Here is a 16,223-nt window from a genome sequence, read left to right on the forward strand (position 1 = left end):
CTCGATCGAATGCGGCACGTCGGGCAGGGAATCGTGACATCGTAAGGAAGGTTGAAAAATGAAGCGGGTACGAAAAAATGAAACACGATAAGAACAATCATGAAGGCTATATCTACGCCCTGCGCTTTAAATGGCTGACCGCGGTATACGATTTATTCGTGGGGGCCACCATGCGGGAAAGGCGGTTCAAGTCCGCGCTTATACGCCAGGCGCACATCCGGGAGGGGAGCACGATCCTCGACGTGGGGTGCGGCACGGCGACGCTTACGGTGATGATCAAGAACGCGCATCCCGATGCCACGGTGTACGGTGTGGACGGGGACCCGGCAATACTGGCGAGGGCCGCCGATAAAGCTTCGAGGGAGGGGGTGCAGCTTTCCTTCAAGGAAGCGATGTCGGACTCGTTGCCGTATCCGGACGGGCATTTCGACCGGGTCTTTTCCAGCCTCATGTTCCATCATCTCACGACGGATAAAAAGGTCGCGACGTTGAAAGAGATTTACCGGGTCCTGAAAAAGGGTGGAGCGCTCTTCATCGCCGATTTCGGCAGGCCGTCGAATCTCATGATGAAAATCATTTTTTCGATTATCCGCATTCTGGACAGCCCTGAGACGACGCTGGACAACGTGAAGGGGCTCATCCCGGCGCGCATGGAATCCGCGGGGTTCAAAGAGGTCGCGGTCACGTACTCGCTGAACACCGTCTTTGGAACCGTATGTTTTTACAGGGGGGAGAAACGTTGATCATGGGGCGGTATCGGACAATTTAGATTTTGCGTTTGAATGATTAGAAAAACGGAACGGTTTTCCGGAGAGGAGGAGAGATCATGATTGGATTGAAATACGGGGTGGTACCGCTGGTGCTGGGGGCGTTATTGATCGCGTGGCCGGCCGGGTGCAATCGCGCCGACAAGGCCTACCACAAGTATATCATGCGGGGCGCGATACTCGACGCCAGGGGAAACGAGGTGGACCTCTGCATCGGCACGAGGGACGGCGCGAAGGTGGGACAGGAGCTGGAGGTGTACGCCATCGAGGGGCGCGTCACACGCGCAAACCCGAGTGCCGTTCCCGAATACCGGAGGATAAAAACCGGGGTGGTTCGTATAACGGCGATCTACGACGAGCATTATGCGCAAGCCGTAATCGTCTCCGGGAAAGCCGAAAAGAACGCGATGGCGGAAATCGAAATACATGAATAGACTAAATAAGGGCCGGAACGCCGGGCGAAAGCACTGGTATAAATTTGAAGGAGCGATTCACATGAAAAAACTCGTTATCGCGGTATTGATACTCACTGCACTGGGGACGGTCGCGGGATGCTCGTCGACGCCGGACGGACACTCAGACAGTCACGGCGATCACCAGTCGGGGCACGGGTGCCATTAAAGATTGACTAATGTCGTCAAGGGGAGTAGTTTATAAATCTGTCGGCGCAAGGCGCCGCAAAAAATCCAGGAGAATCCATATGAAGAGATTTCAAATCACCACCCTCACGCTCGCGCTGTGCATGACGTTCGCGTTCGCCGCGTGCGGGGAAAGCGAGCATCACGAGCACAAGCACGGGTCGTCCAAGGCGCAGACGGAGTGTCCCGTACTGGGAGGAGCGATCGATAAATCCCTCTACGCGGATTACAAGGGAGAGCGGATATATTTTTGCTGCAAGGGATGCCCCGAGGAGTTCAGCAAGAACCCGGAAAAGTACATGAAGAAGCTCAGGGACCAGGGTGTGGAGCTCGAGAAGTCCCCGGCGCCGGTTAAAAAATAAGCAGGAAGGGGCAGGCCCGTCATGGTCCGATTAACCTTTATTATAATAACGATCGCGGCGTGCCTTGCCCCCCCGGCCTCGTCCGGTGCGCTTACGCTCGCCGAGGCCGAGGGGACCATGCTCGCGCACAACCCGCGCATCAAGGCGATGGAGCGCGAGGCCGCGATGATGAAGGAGCGCGTGTCCCCGGCCGGGGCGCTGGACGATCCCAGGCTCAAGCTCGGGGTGAACAATCTTCCGGTGAAGGACCCGAATTTCCGCATGGAGGACATGACATCCAAGGAGATCGGCATTTCGCAGATGGTGCCCCTTGGGGGGAAACTCTCCGCGAAGGAAGAAATCGCGCTCCGGGAATATCTCGCGGCGCGCGAGCGCGTGCGGCGCGAGAAGATCCAGATGCTCGCGATGCTGCGCATGGCAGCCTATGAGCTCGCTTACGCGCGCGAGTCGATCGCGATCGTGAACGAGATCCGGGACCAGGTGAAGCTTCTCATAGAAAGCGAAATCGCGGCGAACAAGACCGGGGGCGGGTCTCTTTCGGCCGTGCTCAAGGCGAACCTCGAGTACTCCATGGTGGACGAGGAGCTCATCACACTTCGTCAGCGGGAAGAAGAGCTCGCGAGCACGATCAACTACCTGACGGCCGGCGAGGTGAGGCTTGAGCTACCGGCGCTCGACGCCATCGAGAAGACGGAAACGAATCCGCAAAAGGTCAAGGAGGAGCTTCTCGCGCACAGCCCGGAGCTCGCCATTCTGAAGCTCGAATTCGAAGGCGCGTCCTACGGAATCCGTTTAAAGGAGAGGGAATACATCCCCGACATGGAACTGGGCGTTTCCTATATGCAGCGGGCCCGCGGGCCCGCGGGGCCGCGCGACGACATGTTCTCGGCGATGGCGAGCGTCAACGTGCCGCTCTGGTTTTATTCCAAAAATATCCCCATGGTCGCGGAGATGAAGGAGCGCCGGGAGATGCTCCGCAAGCTCTTTGACGACAGGCGTAACGAACTCATGGCGCGTGCGGACACGGTCGCGGGCCGGATACGGCGCAGCGAGGCCCTGTGCGCGCTCTACAAGGAGCAGGTGATCCCCCAGGCGAAGCTCGCGCTCGAGGCATACCTGGCACGCTACCGCACGGGTGCGACCGAGTTCATGCCCATGGTAGACACCCTGCGCATGCTCCTGCGCTACCGGAAGGAGGCGCTCATGACGCGGATGCAGTGTCTCGCGGGCGTCGCGGAGCTTAAAGCGCTCTCGGGCACGGAGGTGACTGAATGAGAAAAAAAGGTACCAGGAAGAGAAACGCGATCATACTCGCGCTCGTACTTTGCGGCGCGTTCGCGTATCTCTACAATTATACGCACATCTTCCATGGGAATGAGGCGGGGGGTGACGAATTGTACGTCTGTCCCATGCACCCGCAGATCACGAGCGACCGTCCGGGGAATTGCCCTATCTGCGGCATGAAGCTGGAACTCGTAAAAAAGGACGAGGCCCAGTGGAAAAAGAAAACGGCGCTCGCCGAGCGAAAGGTCATGTACCGCTCGAAGACGATGCAGGGCGAGGTGAGGGAGACGCCCGGGAAGGATTCCATGGGCGCGGAGATGGCCCCTTTCGATCCGGATGAAGAGGGGATCGAGGGACTCGCACCCGTTACGCTACCCGCCGCCAAGCGTGCGATGCTCGGGGTGACGCTCGACCCGGTAAAATACATGCCTCTTGAGAAGGAGTTCAGGGCGCCCGCGCGCATCCTCGCGGACGAAGCGCGGATGCACCGGGTCGCCGTCAAGGTGAGCGGGTGGATTGAAGCGCTCTACGTGAACCAGACGGGCCAGTTCGTGAAGAGGGGCGACCCGCTCCTTACCCTGTACAGCCCCGAGCTCTCGAGCGCGCAGCAGGAATATATCTCGGCGCTCAGGGCGCAGGAAGCGGGCGCGGGCATCGCGAACGAATCCGTGCGCGCAAGCATCCAGGAGGTGAAGAAGGCCTCGCGCGAGAGGCTGCGCCTCTTCGATCTTACCGACGAGCAGATCGCGCGGCTCGAGAACGAGCGGAGCATGGAACGCACCGTGACGCTCTATTCGCCGGCGACCGGGTACGTCGTTGAAAAGAACGTGATCGCGGGGCAGAAGATCATGATGAACGACGCGCTCATGCTCATAGGCGATCTCTCGACGGTGTGGGGCGAGGCGGACATTTACGAAAGCGATATACCCTTCGTGCGCGAAGGCATGACGGTCGACATTACGCTGCCTTTCTGGCCGGGGAAATTTTTTACCGGGAAAATAAGCTTCCTCTACCCCAGCCTGAACGCGGAGACGCGCACGCTGCGCGTGCGCATGGATATCGCGAACCCGGGACTCACGCTGAAAATAGGCATGTTCGCGGACGCGATGATCCACTATCCCCTTGGCAGCAAGATCGCCGTCCCGGAGGACGCGGTGATGCGTACGGGCCTGCACGATTACGTGTTCGTCGAGGGGCAGGACGATACGCTCATTCCACGGGAAGTGGCGCTGGGGTTCCGGGCGTCCAACGGCTACTACGAGGTGCTCTCCGGGCTCAAGGCCGGGGAGCGGGTGGTGACCTCCGCGAATTTCCTCATCGATTCGGAGTCTTCCCTCAAGGCGGCGCTTAAAAGCGCGCGGTCGGGATCGCAGGGGCACAAACATTGATACAGAAACTGATCCGCTTCTCCGCGCATAACAGGATGCTCGTCATATTCATGATCGCGGCGGCAATGTTATACGCCTCGTACGCGATCCAGAACATCCCGCTCGACGCGATACCGGATTTATCGGACACCCAGGTCATCATCTACACCCGCTGGGACCGGAGCCCCGACATTATCGAGGACCAGGTCACCTTTCCGGTTATCTCGGCGCTCCTGGGCGCGCCCAGGGTGAAGACGATACGCGGCTTTTCGGACTTCGGGTTTTCCTACGTGTACGTGATCTTTCACGACGGCACCGACATCTACTGGGCGCGCAGCCGGGTGACCGAGTATCTCTCGCGCATACAGGGAGCGCTTCCCGCCGGCGCGAAGATGGAGCTGGGGCCCGACGCGACGGGCGTGGGCTGGGTTTACCAGTACGTCCTCGTGGATAAAAGCGGCAAGTTCAACCTCTCACAGCTTCGCTCCTTCCAGGACTGGTACTTAAAATATTCCCTGCAGAGCGTGCAGGGAGTTTCGGAGGTGGCGACCATTGGCGGCTTCGAACGCCAGTACCAGGTGATCGTGGACCCCAATCGGCTGCAAAGCTTCGGGCTCTCGATCATGGACGTGATGGAAGCCGTTAAGAAGGGGAACAATGAATCCGGCGGGAGGCTTCTTGAATGGAGCGGGCGCGAGTTCATGGTGCGCGCGCGCGGTTACGTGAAGGGGACCGAGGAGCTGGGAAATATCGTGGTGAAAACCGGCAAGGAAGGGACGCCGGTGATGCTCCGCCATGTGGGGACCGTGACCACGGGGCCGCAGATACGCCGCGGTGTCGCTGAGTATAACGGCCTGGGTGACACCGTGGGCGGGATCGTGGTCATCCGCCACGGGGAAAATGCGCTCAACGTGATCGAGCGCGTGAAGGCGCGCATCGAGGAGATAAAGCCTTCGCTTCCCGCGGGCGTCGAGCTCGTCTCCGTCTACGACCGCTCGGAGCTCATCCATGCGTCCATCGACAACCTCAAGGAAGAACTCATCGTCGAAATGGCGATCGTTTCCCTGGTCATACTCGTGTTCCTGTGGCACATCCCCTCGGCGCTGGTGCCCATCATCACCATTCCCGTATCGGTCCTGCTCGCCTTCATCCCCATGTTCCACGCGGGGATAAGCTCCAACATCATGAGCCTGGCGGGGATCGCGATATCCATAGGCGTGCTCGTGGACGGCGCGATCGTCGAGGTGGAGAACGCGTACAAAAAGATCGAGCTCTGGATCGAGGGGGGCAGGAAGGGCGACTTCCACGAGGTGCGCCTGCAGGCGCTGGTCGAGGTGGGGCCGTCGGTGTTCTTCTCGCTCCTCGTGATCGCGGTCTCGTTCCTGCCCATCTTCACGCTCGTGGACCAGGAGGGGCGCCTGTTCACGCCGCTCGCGTGGACGAAAACGCTGGCCCTTGCTCTGGCCGCGCTCCTGGCCGTGACGCTCGACCCGGCGATACGCATGCTTTTTTCCCGGGCCGATCCGATCAGGATCAAGAATGCCCTGCTGTCCAAGATCGTGAACACCGTCGCGGTGGGAAGGTACTTCAAAGAGGAGGAGCACCCCGTCAGCAAAATCCTTTTCGCGTTATACGAAAAGCCTTGCCGCTGGGTGCTCGAACACCCGTTGAAAACCATACTTGCCGCGATATTCATCGTGGGCGTATCGATCCCCGTATATTTCCGTCTTGGCTCCGAATTCATGCCGCCCCTGAACGAGGGAACCATTCTCTATATGCCGACGACCCTTCCCGGCATTTCCGTCACCGAGGCGTATAAACTTCTTCGAATACAGGACCGCATACTCAAGTCCTTTCCCGAGGTCGAGAGCGTGTTCGGCAAGGCGGGCCGCGCCGAGACAAGCACCGACCCCGCGCCCTTCTCCATGATGGAGACGACGGTGGTTCTGAAATCCCGGCTGGAATGGCGTGAGAAACCGCGCTGGTATTCGTCGTGGGCACCGGGATGGATGAAACGGGTTTTCCGTACCGTGTGGCATGACCGCATCAGCTATGACGAGCTCATCACACTGATGGATTCCGAGATGCGGATACCCGGCGTATCCAATGCGTGGACCATGCCCATCAAGGGACGCATCGACATGCTCACCACGGGCGTACGCACGCCCATAGGCATAAAGGTATTCGGTTCCGACTTGAAGGAGATACAGCGTATCGGCGAGGACATAGAACGAGCGCTCAAGGATTTTCCGGGCACGCGCAGCATCTTCGCTGAGCGCGTAGGCGGTGGCTATTACATGGACATCGTTCCCAAGCGTGAGCTGCTCGCACGCTACGGCCTCACCATTGACGATCTCCAGAACGTCGTCATGTCGGGCATAGGCGGCGACACGGTCACCACGTCGATCCAGGGCAGGGAGCGCTACTCGGTGAGCGTGCGCTTCCCGCGCGAGCTCAGGGGCGAGCTTGACCAGATGGAGCGCCTCACGGTGCGGACGATGGACGGCGCGAACATCCCCATCCGTGAGCTCGCGGAGCTTAAACTCACCTACGGACCTGCCATGATCCGCGATGAGAACGGCATGCTCGCGGGCTACGTCTACGTGGACGTGACCGGGCGCGACGTGGGCGGGTACGTGGAAGAGGCGAAGGAGATCGTCAAAAAGAGCGTGAAGCTTCCCGCCGGCTACACCATGATCTGGAGCGGGCAGTATGAAAACATGCAGCGTGTCGCAGAGCGCCTCAAGCTCGTTATTCCCGTGACGCTCTTTCTCATCTTCATGCTCCTTTACTTTAACACTAAATCGGTGATCAAGACCGGCATTGTCATGCTCGCCGTCCCCTTCTCGCTCGTGGGCGCCGTGTGGCTCCTGTACGCTTTGGGCTACCAGGTGTCCATCGCCGTGTGGGTGGGCATGATCGCCCTCATGGGCCTGGACGCGGAGACCGGCGTCTTCATGCTGCTCTTCCTGGACCTGTCCTACGAAGACGCGAAGGCGCGCGGCCGCCTCACGAACATGTACGAGCTCGAGGAGGCGATCATCCACGGCGCCGTCAAGCGCATCCGTCCCAAGATCATGACCGTGATGGCAGCCGCCATGGGCCTTATGCCCATCATGTGGTCCACCGGCGCCGGGGCGGACGTTATGAAGAGGATCGCGGCTCCCATGGTGGGGGGGCTGTTCACGTCGTTCCTGCTGGAGTTGCTGGTGTATCCGGCGGTGTATTTGCTGTGGAAGAAGAGAGAGTTGGGAGTGTAAGTACAACGGAATTTAACAGGGATATACAGGATGAGCAGGATTAGTTAATTCTTTCAATGACAGTCTTCTATATTCCAGCCGCGAATTACCAAAATTGATAAGCAGTCCAACCTCAATACCGGTTGCCTTGAGGTAATTTATGATCTGTGCCTGATGTTCCGGTAATAGTTTTTTTATGGCCTTCAACTCGACTATGACCTTATCTTCTATCAATAAATCAGAATAATATTCTCCGACACAATGATCTCTGAACATTACTTTGATCGGGAATTGCTTTTTTACGGAAAGTCCTTTTTCCTTTAATGTCAGAAATAGGGCATGTTCATAAACAGATTCAAGAAAACCCACCCCAAGTTCGTTGATAACTTCAAACGAACATCCGATGACCATTTTTGATATTTCCTCATATTTCATATCCTGTAATCCTATATATCCCTGATAAATCAATTCGTAGTCATAGCAGTCATATTAAATGAAAATAGATATCTGCATCTATTAATACTTTTCAAAGGGTTTTTTCCTGTGCTTTTTTCTGGGAAATTTGCCTTTTTTAATTTGTAGCACAGACATAGAGATCAGCGGTTTAGCTGTCGTGGAATTAAAGGAAATTAACAAGGCTGTACAGGATGGTCAGGATGAGTGGATTCTCTCATACCGCCCCCCAATCCTGTTAATCCTGTCTATCCCTGTTGAATCAATTCGTAAAGTATGTTGTCTTATGAGGTATATTTCTGTCGCCCGGAGCGAAGTCAGACGACGTCAAATGTTTCTTCCTCTATAATTTCAACTGAGTATCAGTCACATGCTTTTCCCTGTAAGGAAATCCCTTTTCAAACTCCTCCAGCTCCGTGGTGTCGATCTTAAACACCGGATCTTCATGGAATTTTCCCCGGACCCCCTTCAATCCGTTTTCCTGCAGCTCCAGCGCCATGAACGCATCGAAATTTGCGCCCTCCGATGTCGATATGCCATATTTCTGGGCATTTTCGAATCCAAATCGGTGGTAATACGCGGGGTTTCCAAATATTATAATCGCCTTGTATCCCATGCTTTTCGCGCACGCAATCGAATGCCTCATCAATTGCGATCCGACGCCCTTCCCCTGGTGCGACGGCAGTACGCTCAAGGGCCCCATGCATAGTACTTCGTGCGCGATGCCTGTATCGTCAACCACGCTCGCTTTCGAATACACGATGTTGCCGATTATTTTGCCTTCATGAATCGCGACCATATCCAGCTCGGCGATAAAGGCGGGAACCTGACGCAGATTGCGAAGAAGGAGATGCTCGTCGCAGCCGAGTTTATAGATATCCCAGAAGGCTTCGCGGGTCAGGAATTCTGTTTCCTGGAAGTCGGCGGGGGTTGAGAGGCGTATGGTTGGGTTCATGGTTTTCATTCCTTATCTTTAATCGATTGTGTTGTCCAGTTTTATTGGGGAACGGCATAGTAGCGTCCTGATTGTACTAAATACTCTTTGGAAACAATCTTCTATAGCAGGGCAGCGGCGGTAATTATCAACTCATGCCTTTTTTATATCCTTTTGAACTTGGTGCCATGATCCTTTGGTTTTTCTAATTTGGCGATTGATAATAATGCTATCATAATCATTGGGATCGAATTCCGATTCACATTCTGAGGAAGGGGCATTTTGAATACTTTTTATTTCATCTATGATATCTTTATCATCTGCATGCTTGCTGGAATTACTATCAAAGTTTTTCATTCTCCAACGTGGTGCGTATGTATCCCACAACCTTGCAACAAGTAATCCGTGCTCCTTCGGTGGGCTGGGGGCGAATGAAAATAATCCTTTATCTTTTTCACTCTGCGGATACTCTGAATAATATTTATTAATTTCACGAAGATCAGCTTTCAATTTATTTCCCCATACAAACTCTTGATCATCTCTTAAAAATAAAGGCGCACATTTTTGGTGCAATTTGTCAGAAGAAACAAATAACATACAGAATGGAAGGTATAACAGATAAGCCATATCAATACGATTTGATGGCCGATGAGAAGATATTAAATTTGCGGCAATAGCTATTTGGAAAAATATTTCGACTATCATTATATATGCCACATACGGGGCATGCATGACTAGAGGTGGGCAATTAGCTAGATAATATCGTTTTAGTATTTTAGGGTGTAAGTGTTCGGGGACGTTAAATAGTATTATGGCATATTTTAACAAATCAATACCATTCTCTCTTTTCGTAACAATATTTTCTGATATTGTTTTTGCTTCTTTGAGAGATCTGCAAGACTTGTTACTTATTCCCAGTTGACGTAATATATTTGCAAAAGACTCCAGATCAAGTGCTTTTAGTGATTCCCGCCATAAATACGCATAATCACGCTCAATGCTAGAAAACTCGCGTTTTTGCCATCGCGAAAATACTATAGCTTCAGGTGTATTTTCAAATACTACATTATGTTTATTATTACTTTTAACATACCGACCCCCTGCAATTGGGATTTGTCCGGTCATAGGAACTCGAGAACCAAGAAGATTATTTATTGCCAATATATCATGATGAATATTTGGGCCGCCATGCATCTCAGGGAATTTATCAGCAATAATACCAACTTCTTGCTCAGTTGAACGACCTTCTCGAATTGATTTGCTTAAATCAGCCAAAGTTTCAATATAAAAAATAGGGCAGATGTTCGCTATAAAAAAATGATCAAACCAAACTGATTCATCAACACTAAGCGATTGCAGAAATGATTTATCAAAAAGAGATATTGGCCCCATTGCTTTTTTATCTCATCGGAGATTCAAATATCTTTGGTTAAGTTTTCCAGTAATATACAGGAATTTAACAGATTCACTATCCCCAACACACCCCCTTCCCTGGCGGGTCCGGTCTCGGCGTGCAATGGCGCTGCTCTTTATCTTAGTCACTACATATAACAAAAATGTAATAAGTCAACCACAATTCCGCCTGTGTTGTGCGGACCCCCACCGGAAGTACAATCAAACAGCCTCCCTCTTGAAAAAAGGGCGGAGGCCGGCGGTTCCGATGCGCATGAGGGAGGGAAAAGCAGGGAATGCCGGTTGCGTGTAAAAGTTAACGTGCGGAAGGAGAAGATATCTCACCCGATGAGGCCGGGTTCGAAATGACAAGGGTGGGGGCGGCCGATGCCGTCATTAAGCAATTCAGTCGATCGCATACAGGCCGGGAGGCTGGTTTTGTAATAGAACTTCTACAACCAGTCGCGGACACGGATGTCCGCGCAGCCGAGGCGGGCAGGATGCCCATTCGCAGGCTGCCAAATGAGGAGTATTTTTCAGTAACTCCGTTATTGCACATCCGGAATCTTAAGCGCCGTCTCATTACAATTTGTAGTGTTTTGCAAACAGACCCTCGATCGCCGCGCCTTTGCGGCAAACCAAATCCGCCCACTGCGATGGACAGGATGTCCAAGTGCCGGGCGCGCGACACGATGTCGCGTCTGCGCCCGGCGCTGAGCCAAATCCCACGTAGTGGGTTTGGCGAGAAAGGGCGGCCAAGGCCCTCGCGCCGCTTGAGCGAGGCCGGCGCTGACGCGACCTCCTGTCGCAGCGCCGGCATTAGGACATCCTGTCCGTCACGGCGGGGGGTGCAGGGGGTGTCCGCCGCACGACACCCCCTGCAAAAGCACGCTCCTGCCAGGGGCACTCCCGCAGGGGAAAGCGCAGCCCCGCACTCAGCGTTTCTTCTTCCCGCCCTTCTTCACCACCAGCTCATACGACATATCGATAAGCCTCTTCACCTCGCCGTCCGGCACCTCACCGTCAAGGATGATGGTGTTCCAGTGCACCTTGTTCATGTGGTACCCGGGGATGATTGACGAATAGCGCTCGCGCAGCTCCATCGCGAGAAATGGCTCGCACTTGAGGTTGATCCAGAGCGGTTTCGCTTCGAGCGCCACGAGCGCGAAAATTTTCCCGTTCACCTTCGCCGTGAGCACGTCGATCCCGAAGGGGAAATCCTCGTATGCTCCCTCTTTCGCAAGGAGGTGTGCGCGGAGTTTTTTAAGGTTCATGGTCCGATACTCCGGTCCTTTTCCAAGATTCGCGTATCCATCCCTCACGCCTTCTCGTCCAGCACCTCGCGAATCTTCCTCGCGAACGCCTCCGGGGCGTACGGCTTGCCGATAAAGTGCAGCCCTTCCTCGAAGATGCCGTGACGCAGGATCACGTCGTCCGTGTAACCGGAGCTGAAAAGGACTTTAATTCCCGGACGGATATTCGCGATCCGCCTGGCAAGGACCCTGCCGTTCATTCCCGGCAGAACAACATCGGTGACCAGGAGATCGATTTTTGTTTCCGTCCGCTTCGCGGCCTCGAGCGCGCTCTCCGCATCGGGGTAATGAAGCACCGTGTAACCGAACCTGCGCAGGACCTTGATGGTGAAGTCCCGTACCACGGGCTCGTCCTCGACCAGCATCACCGTCTCGGTGCCGGTCGCAGGGCCCATCGCCGCCCTGTGCACGGCGCCCGCCGCGGCCGCCCCCGCGGCAGCGGGAAGGAATATCGTCACCGTCGTCCCCTTCCCCGGTTCCGATTCGATCTCGATCGATCCCTTGTTCTGCTTCACCGATCCGTACACCGTGGCAAGGCCCAGCCCCGTCCCCTTGCCGCGGCCCTTCGTCGTGTAAAAAGGCTCGAAGAGGTGCTCCAGCGTTTCGGCGGACATGCCGCATCCGCTGTCGCGTACCGTAAGCTTCAGATACGGACCGGGGGCGACCTCGGCATGGGAGGCGCAGTACGCGTCGTCCAGGTCGGCATGGGCGGTCTCGATGGTGAGCGCGCCCCCGTCCTGCATCGCGTCCCGGGAATTTACGACCAGGTTGATGATGATCTGCTCAAACTGCCCCGGGTCGATCCGGACGATCCCGATATCGTCCCGGAGGTTTGTCGTGAGCGTGATGTCTTCCCCGATGATCCGCTTGAGCATTCTCTGCATCTCGCCCAGCGCGCGATTGATGTCGAGCATCTGCGGCTCGATGATCTGCTTCCTGCTGAAGGCGAGGAGCTGTTTCGTAAGCGAGGCCGCGCTCACGGAGGCCTTGTGTATCTCCGTCAGGGTGGCGTGGAGCGGATCGTTGGGCGAGAGGTCCAGCAGGGCGAGCGAGGAATTTCCCATTATGGCCGTTAATAAATTGTTGAAATCGTGCGCGATCCCGCCGGTAAGCCGTCCTATGGAATCCATCTTCTGGGCCTGCCGAAGCTCGTCCTGGAGCCGCTGCTTCTCCTCCTCCGCGATTTTCTGCTCCGTCACATCGCTGCACACGACGAGGACGGAGATCACCCCGTCGGGACTATGCACTGCGCGGGCGACCTCGTCCACCCACAGGATGCTCCCGTTCTTCCTGATCTTACGGAACTGCCAGCGGAACGTTTCTCCCGGGTTTTCCAGGCAGATGCCCAGCTTCCTGACGACCTCACTTTTGTCCGGCTCGTAAAACACCTGCAGCACCGGCCTGCCGACGAGTTCCTCGATGGAATACCCGAGCTGGCTCGCGCCGAAATCGTTGACCGATACTACCGTTCCCTCCGTATCAAGCGTGAAGTACATCGTGGGGTTGTCGCGGTACAGGGCCCTGTACCGCTCCTCGCTTGCGCGCAGGGCTTCCTCGGCACGTTTACGCTCCGTGATGTCGCGGATCGATTCGATCGATCCTATTATCGCGCCCTCACCGTCGAAGAGCCGCGATGCAGCGATGAAAATGTATGCCCCCCGATTCCCGTACAGCGACGGCACGAACACCTCCGCGTAGATGACGTTCCCGTTCCGCCTGACGTAATCGTACCGGGCGACGAGCGCGGGATCGTCGTTGTCCAGGAGGTCCATGATGTAGGAGCGCGGCCGGCCGTAGAAGGGAACGGCGCTGTAGTGGTGGTCCATGCCCAGGATGTCCTTTTTCTCGACGCCCGTCATCACCTCGATCGCGCGGTTCCACGCAATGATCTTTTTTTCGGCGTCGATGATGAACGTCGCGTCCGGAAGGAACTCGATTATATCGGACAGCTGTCTGTTGGCGTTTCTAAGCTTCTCCTCGGCGCGGGCGCGTTCGGTGATATCCCGGACGAGCACCAGCACCTTATCGTCGTCCATGGCGATCATCCTTGCCGACCAGATCTCGGAGTCCTCGGCCATGGAAAGAAAATATTCGAATTCGGTGACTGCTTTTGTCTTGAGGGCGCTCTCTATTTTTTCGAGGACCAGCGCACGCTGGTCCGGCATGAAGGCCATGTCGCGGATGTTTTTTCCGAGTATCTCGGACGGGGGGAACAGCAGTTCCTCGCTCTTCTCGGCCTTGAAGTCGAGAAATACCCCGTCCCGCGAGAGCACAAACATGAGGTCCGGCATCGCCGCGATGAGGGACCGGTTCCACCGCTCGCTTTCGTGGAGCGACCGTTCCATCAGCTTCCGTCCGCTGATATCACGGCAGAGCGAAAGGATGCGCAGTTCCCCGCCCTTCCCGTACACGGTCGCGTTGATCTCGACGGTCGTGACGGCGCCGCCGGGTCCGGCGTAGTCTATTTCAAGATCCCTGATGCGCCCCTGCTCCAGGCATACCTTGACGGCCAGGGCGTTCCGTTCCCTGTCGTACGGCGCCGTCCATTCAATGACGCTCCTGTTCATGATATCGGCCAGCGATTCATGGCCGGTCAGCCGCACGTATTGGCTGTTCGCATCCACGACCGTTCCATCGCCTTTCAGGATGACGAACCCGGTATCCGTCGTTTCGACGAGTTCCCTGTATTTTTGCTCAATTTCATTCATCGCCGTGCACGCACCCGTCTCGTATTTTCCGCCCCGCGGGAGGCGGGTTTCCGGTTCAAGGGGAATTTCCCTGGGATATTTGAAAACCCGGTCCCACGTCCCGGGTAATTCGCAATGGTCGAAGGTGCTCATCAAACTACAAGCAAAAATGAACCAATAATAACCTGTTTTTGCAGGTTTTTCGAGCGCGAATCTCCATCCCGTCCCCATTCGGGATGATCGGGCTCCCGCGCACCTTCGCCCGGCTTTCATATTAAGGACCGGTTCGTCGAATTTCAGGAACGCGAATCGGCGCAAAAACTATTTGAATTCATCGGGGGGATATGCTACTTTTACCTACGCGGTTGATGCTCATTTCCCGGTACGGTTCGCGTATCCGCGCCGCGCATCAAGAGAAGCATGTGGCGCCTTGGGCGCCCATGAAAGCGGCGCGACCGGTACGAAGCCGGGGAATGACGGACCATATATACAGATATGCCTGCCCGTGCCGAAAATCCATTCGCGGGTGCACCAGGAAGCGGGCGCAAATTCTCATCGTTTCGAAAAATAGCGGACGCGTGCGCCGTAAGCGCCGCGGACAGGAGCGGAGTCGTACGCCATGGGCAATGATGTAAGAAAAATGTTTCTCGAGGTCGTGGTGAATTCCCTGGACACCCGGCAGGTCGATTTCCTGGGCGAATCGATGAATTCGCGGTTCAGCCTCAAGCGCCTTTCGGGTTTCGGGGAAAGCGTCCCCGTGCCCCGGCAGACGGCGGCCCAGGTGCTCCTGGATAATTTCCCCGACGAAAACGACATCGTCAAGATGTTCTCGTTCATGCTCGCGCACGAGGGCGAGCGGTTCTATAACAGGACCCTCCTCATCTGGGGGAAGGAGGAATTCATCGCCCTGCTCCGGAAGCATAAGTGGATCTTCGACCGCGAGCTGATTCACTTCCTGCGCGACCCCTTCTACGAGCACGAGATCAATTTCCTGAAAAAGGTGCGCCTCCTGGACCTGCGCGATGAGTTCCCCTTCGACGATATCATCGCCGATATTTCGCGCGTCAGCACGCGGATGGGAATCCGGGATCTCGAATGGCGGATATCCCTGAGGCTCTACGATATCCTTCCGAAGATCGGCGAGCTGGTAAAAAAAATAATCGAGCTTCTCCTCACGCGCCAGAACCTCCAGGAATTTCACGGGGAAATTTTCATCTGCCTCAGGGAGCTCGCGACCAACGCGAGCAAGGCGAACTACAAGCTGCTGTTCGAGAAGTACTTCACGTCGCCCGCGGGGATCACCGCGGAGACCGACTACCCCGAATTCCTGCGCCTGTTCAAGGATGAACTGGGCGAGCACGGGTCTTCCCGGCTGATCGAGTACGCCCGGAAGGACGACATGTTCTTCACCATCACCTTCCAGTCGACCATGGAGTCCATCGAGGTGTGGGTGACGAACAACCAGAATATCACGGTGCTGGAGAAGCAGCAGCTCATGAAAAAAATCGGCATGCGGTACTCGTGGGAGGCCAGCTTCGCCGAAGACAGCGACGAGTTCGTAGAGGGGGCGGGCCTGGGGCTGATGCTCATACAGAAAATCCTGGGAAATTTTTCGCAAGGCGAGCAGCTTCTCTCGGTCGTGTTCTATCCCGATACGATGAAGATAGGTTTCAGCCTGGCACGGGCCGATCTCCAGAAAAAGTCGAAGGCCAAAAAAGAAGCCTGATCCAGGCGCCGATACGCCCTGCCCGGAACCCCCGGCATTCCCCGGCACCGGTCAGCCCGGG

The 16,223-nt window shown here is 55.8% G+C and carries 12 protein-coding genes; 7 read left to right on the plus strand and 5 right to left on the minus strand.

Translation table 11 applies throughout. The annotated features are described in order from the left end of the window. Positions 1-77: 77 nt before the first annotated feature. The 6 genes from EPN93_07710 (at position 78) to EPN93_07735 (ending at position 7,678) form a co-directional block, all read left to right on the plus strand. Entirely contained in the window at positions 78-743 is a 666-nt protein-coding gene (locus tag EPN93_07710; GenBank protein TAL36700.1) for a methyltransferase domain-containing protein, read from the plus strand. A gap of 83 nt (positions 744-826) precedes the next feature. Then, entirely contained in the window at positions 827-1,201 is a 375-nt protein-coding gene (locus EPN93_07715) for a hypothetical protein (protein ID TAL36701.1), read from the plus strand. Positions 1,202-1,467: 266 nt separating this feature from the next. Continuing rightward, positions 1,468-1,767: a YHS domain-containing protein gene (locus tag EPN93_07720; GenBank protein TAL36702.1), complete on the plus strand. Its 300-nt coding sequence runs from the start codon at positions 1,468-1,470 to the stop codon at positions 1,765-1,767. A 21-nt stretch (positions 1,768-1,788) separates the two neighbouring features. Continuing rightward, entirely contained in the window at positions 1,789-3,042 is a 1,254-nt protein-coding gene (locus tag EPN93_07725) for a TolC family protein (protein TAL36703.1), read from the plus strand. Further along, entirely contained in the window at positions 3,039-4,439 is a 1,401-nt protein-coding gene (locus EPN93_07730) for an efflux RND transporter periplasmic adaptor subunit (GenBank protein TAL36704.1), read from the plus strand. Before EPN93_07725 ends, EPN93_07730 begins: the two co-directional genes overlap by 4 nt. Next, on the plus strand, positions 4,436-7,678 hold the full coding sequence (locus EPN93_07735) for an efflux RND transporter permease subunit (protein ID TAL36705.1): 3,243 nt from the start codon (positions 4,436-4,438) through the stop codon (positions 7,676-7,678). The genes EPN93_07730 and EPN93_07735 overlap by 4 nt, the downstream gene beginning before the upstream one ends. A gap of 12 nt (positions 7,679-7,690) precedes the next feature. Here the strand turns inward: EPN93_07735 and EPN93_07740 are convergent, their stop codons facing one another. The 5 genes from EPN93_07740 to EPN93_07760 form a co-directional block, all read right to left on the minus strand. Then, the gene (locus EPN93_07740) at positions 7,691-8,092 is read right to left on the minus strand and encodes a GxxExxY protein (GenBank protein TAL36706.1); all 402 of its coding nucleotides are present in this window, start codon (positions 8,090-8,092) and stop codon (positions 7,691-7,693) included. A gap of 361 nt (positions 8,093-8,453) precedes the next feature. Then, positions 8,454-9,065 carry an N-acetyltransferase gene (locus EPN93_07745; protein TAL36707.1) on the minus strand — a complete coding sequence of 204 codons (612 nt, stop codon included), beginning with the start codon at positions 9,063-9,065 and terminating at the stop codon, positions 8,454-8,456. Between the two features lie 132 nt (positions 9,066-9,197). Continuing rightward, positions 9,198-10,436: a hypothetical protein gene (locus tag EPN93_07750; GenBank protein TAL36708.1), complete on the minus strand. Its 1,239-nt coding sequence runs from the start codon at positions 10,434-10,436 to the stop codon at positions 9,198-9,200. Positions 10,437-11,371: 935 nt separating this feature from the next. Further along, the gene (locus EPN93_07755; protein TAL36709.1) at positions 11,372-11,710 is read right to left on the minus strand and encodes an MmcQ/YjbR family DNA-binding protein; all 339 of its coding nucleotides are present in this window, start codon (positions 11,708-11,710) and stop codon (positions 11,372-11,374) included. Positions 11,711-11,754: 44 nt separating this feature from the next. Next, entirely contained in the window at positions 11,755-14,709 is a 2,955-nt protein-coding gene (locus tag EPN93_07760) for a PAS domain S-box protein (protein TAL36710.1), read from the minus strand. Between the two features lie 346 nt (positions 14,710-15,055). On the opposite strand from EPN93_07760, the gene EPN93_07765 reads away from it, so the two are divergent. Further along, positions 15,056-16,162 (plus strand): hypothetical protein, encoded by a 1,107-nt coding sequence (locus EPN93_07765; protein ID TAL36711.1) that lies wholly within the window; start codon positions 15,056-15,058, stop codon positions 16,160-16,162. The last annotated feature ends 61 nt before the right edge of the window (positions 16,163-16,223 follow it).

The organism is Spirochaetota bacterium (assembly GCA_004297825.1).
Classification (GTDB): domain Bacteria; phylum Spirochaetota; class UBA4802; order UBA4802; family UBA5368; genus FW300-bin19.

Excerpts from the sequence above, each read along its gene's own strand:
- EPN93_07710 (TAL36700.1), top strand. The coding sequence starts at position 78 with ATGAAACACGATAAGAACAATCATGAAGGCTATATCTACGCCCTGCGC.
- EPN93_07715 (TAL36701.1), top strand. The coding sequence starts at position 827 with ATGATTGGATTGAAATACGGGGTGGTACCGCTGGTGCTGGGGGCGTTA.
- EPN93_07720 (TAL36702.1), top strand. The coding sequence starts at position 1,468 with ATGAAGAGATTTCAAATCACCACCCTCACGCTCGCGCTGTGCATGACG.
- EPN93_07725 (TAL36703.1), top strand. The coding sequence starts at position 1,789 with ATGGTCCGATTAACCTTTATTATAATAACGATCGCGGCGTGCCTTGCC.
- EPN93_07730 (TAL36704.1), top strand. The coding sequence starts at position 3,039 with ATGAGAAAAAAAGGTACCAGGAAGAGAAACGCGATCATACTCGCGCTC.
- EPN93_07740 (TAL36706.1), bottom strand. The coding sequence starts at position 8,092 with ATGAAATATGAGGAAATATCAAAAATGGTCATCGGATGTTCGTTTGAA.
- EPN93_07745 (TAL36707.1), bottom strand. The coding sequence starts at position 9,065 with ATGAACCCAACCATACGCCTCTCAACCCCCGCCGACTTCCAGGAAACA.
- EPN93_07750 (TAL36708.1), bottom strand. The coding sequence starts at position 10,436 with ATGGGGCCAATATCTCTTTTTGATAAATCATTTCTGCAATCGCTTAGT.
- EPN93_07755 (TAL36709.1), bottom strand. The coding sequence starts at position 11,710 with ATGAACCTTAAAAAACTCCGCGCACACCTCCTTGCGAAAGAGGGAGCA.
- EPN93_07760 (TAL36710.1), bottom strand. The coding sequence starts at position 14,709 with ATGAAAGCCGGGCGAAGGTGCGCGGGAGCCCGATCATCCCGAATGGGG.
- EPN93_07765 (TAL36711.1), top strand. The coding sequence starts at position 15,056 with ATGGGCAATGATGTAAGAAAAATGTTTCTCGAGGTCGTGGTGAATTCC.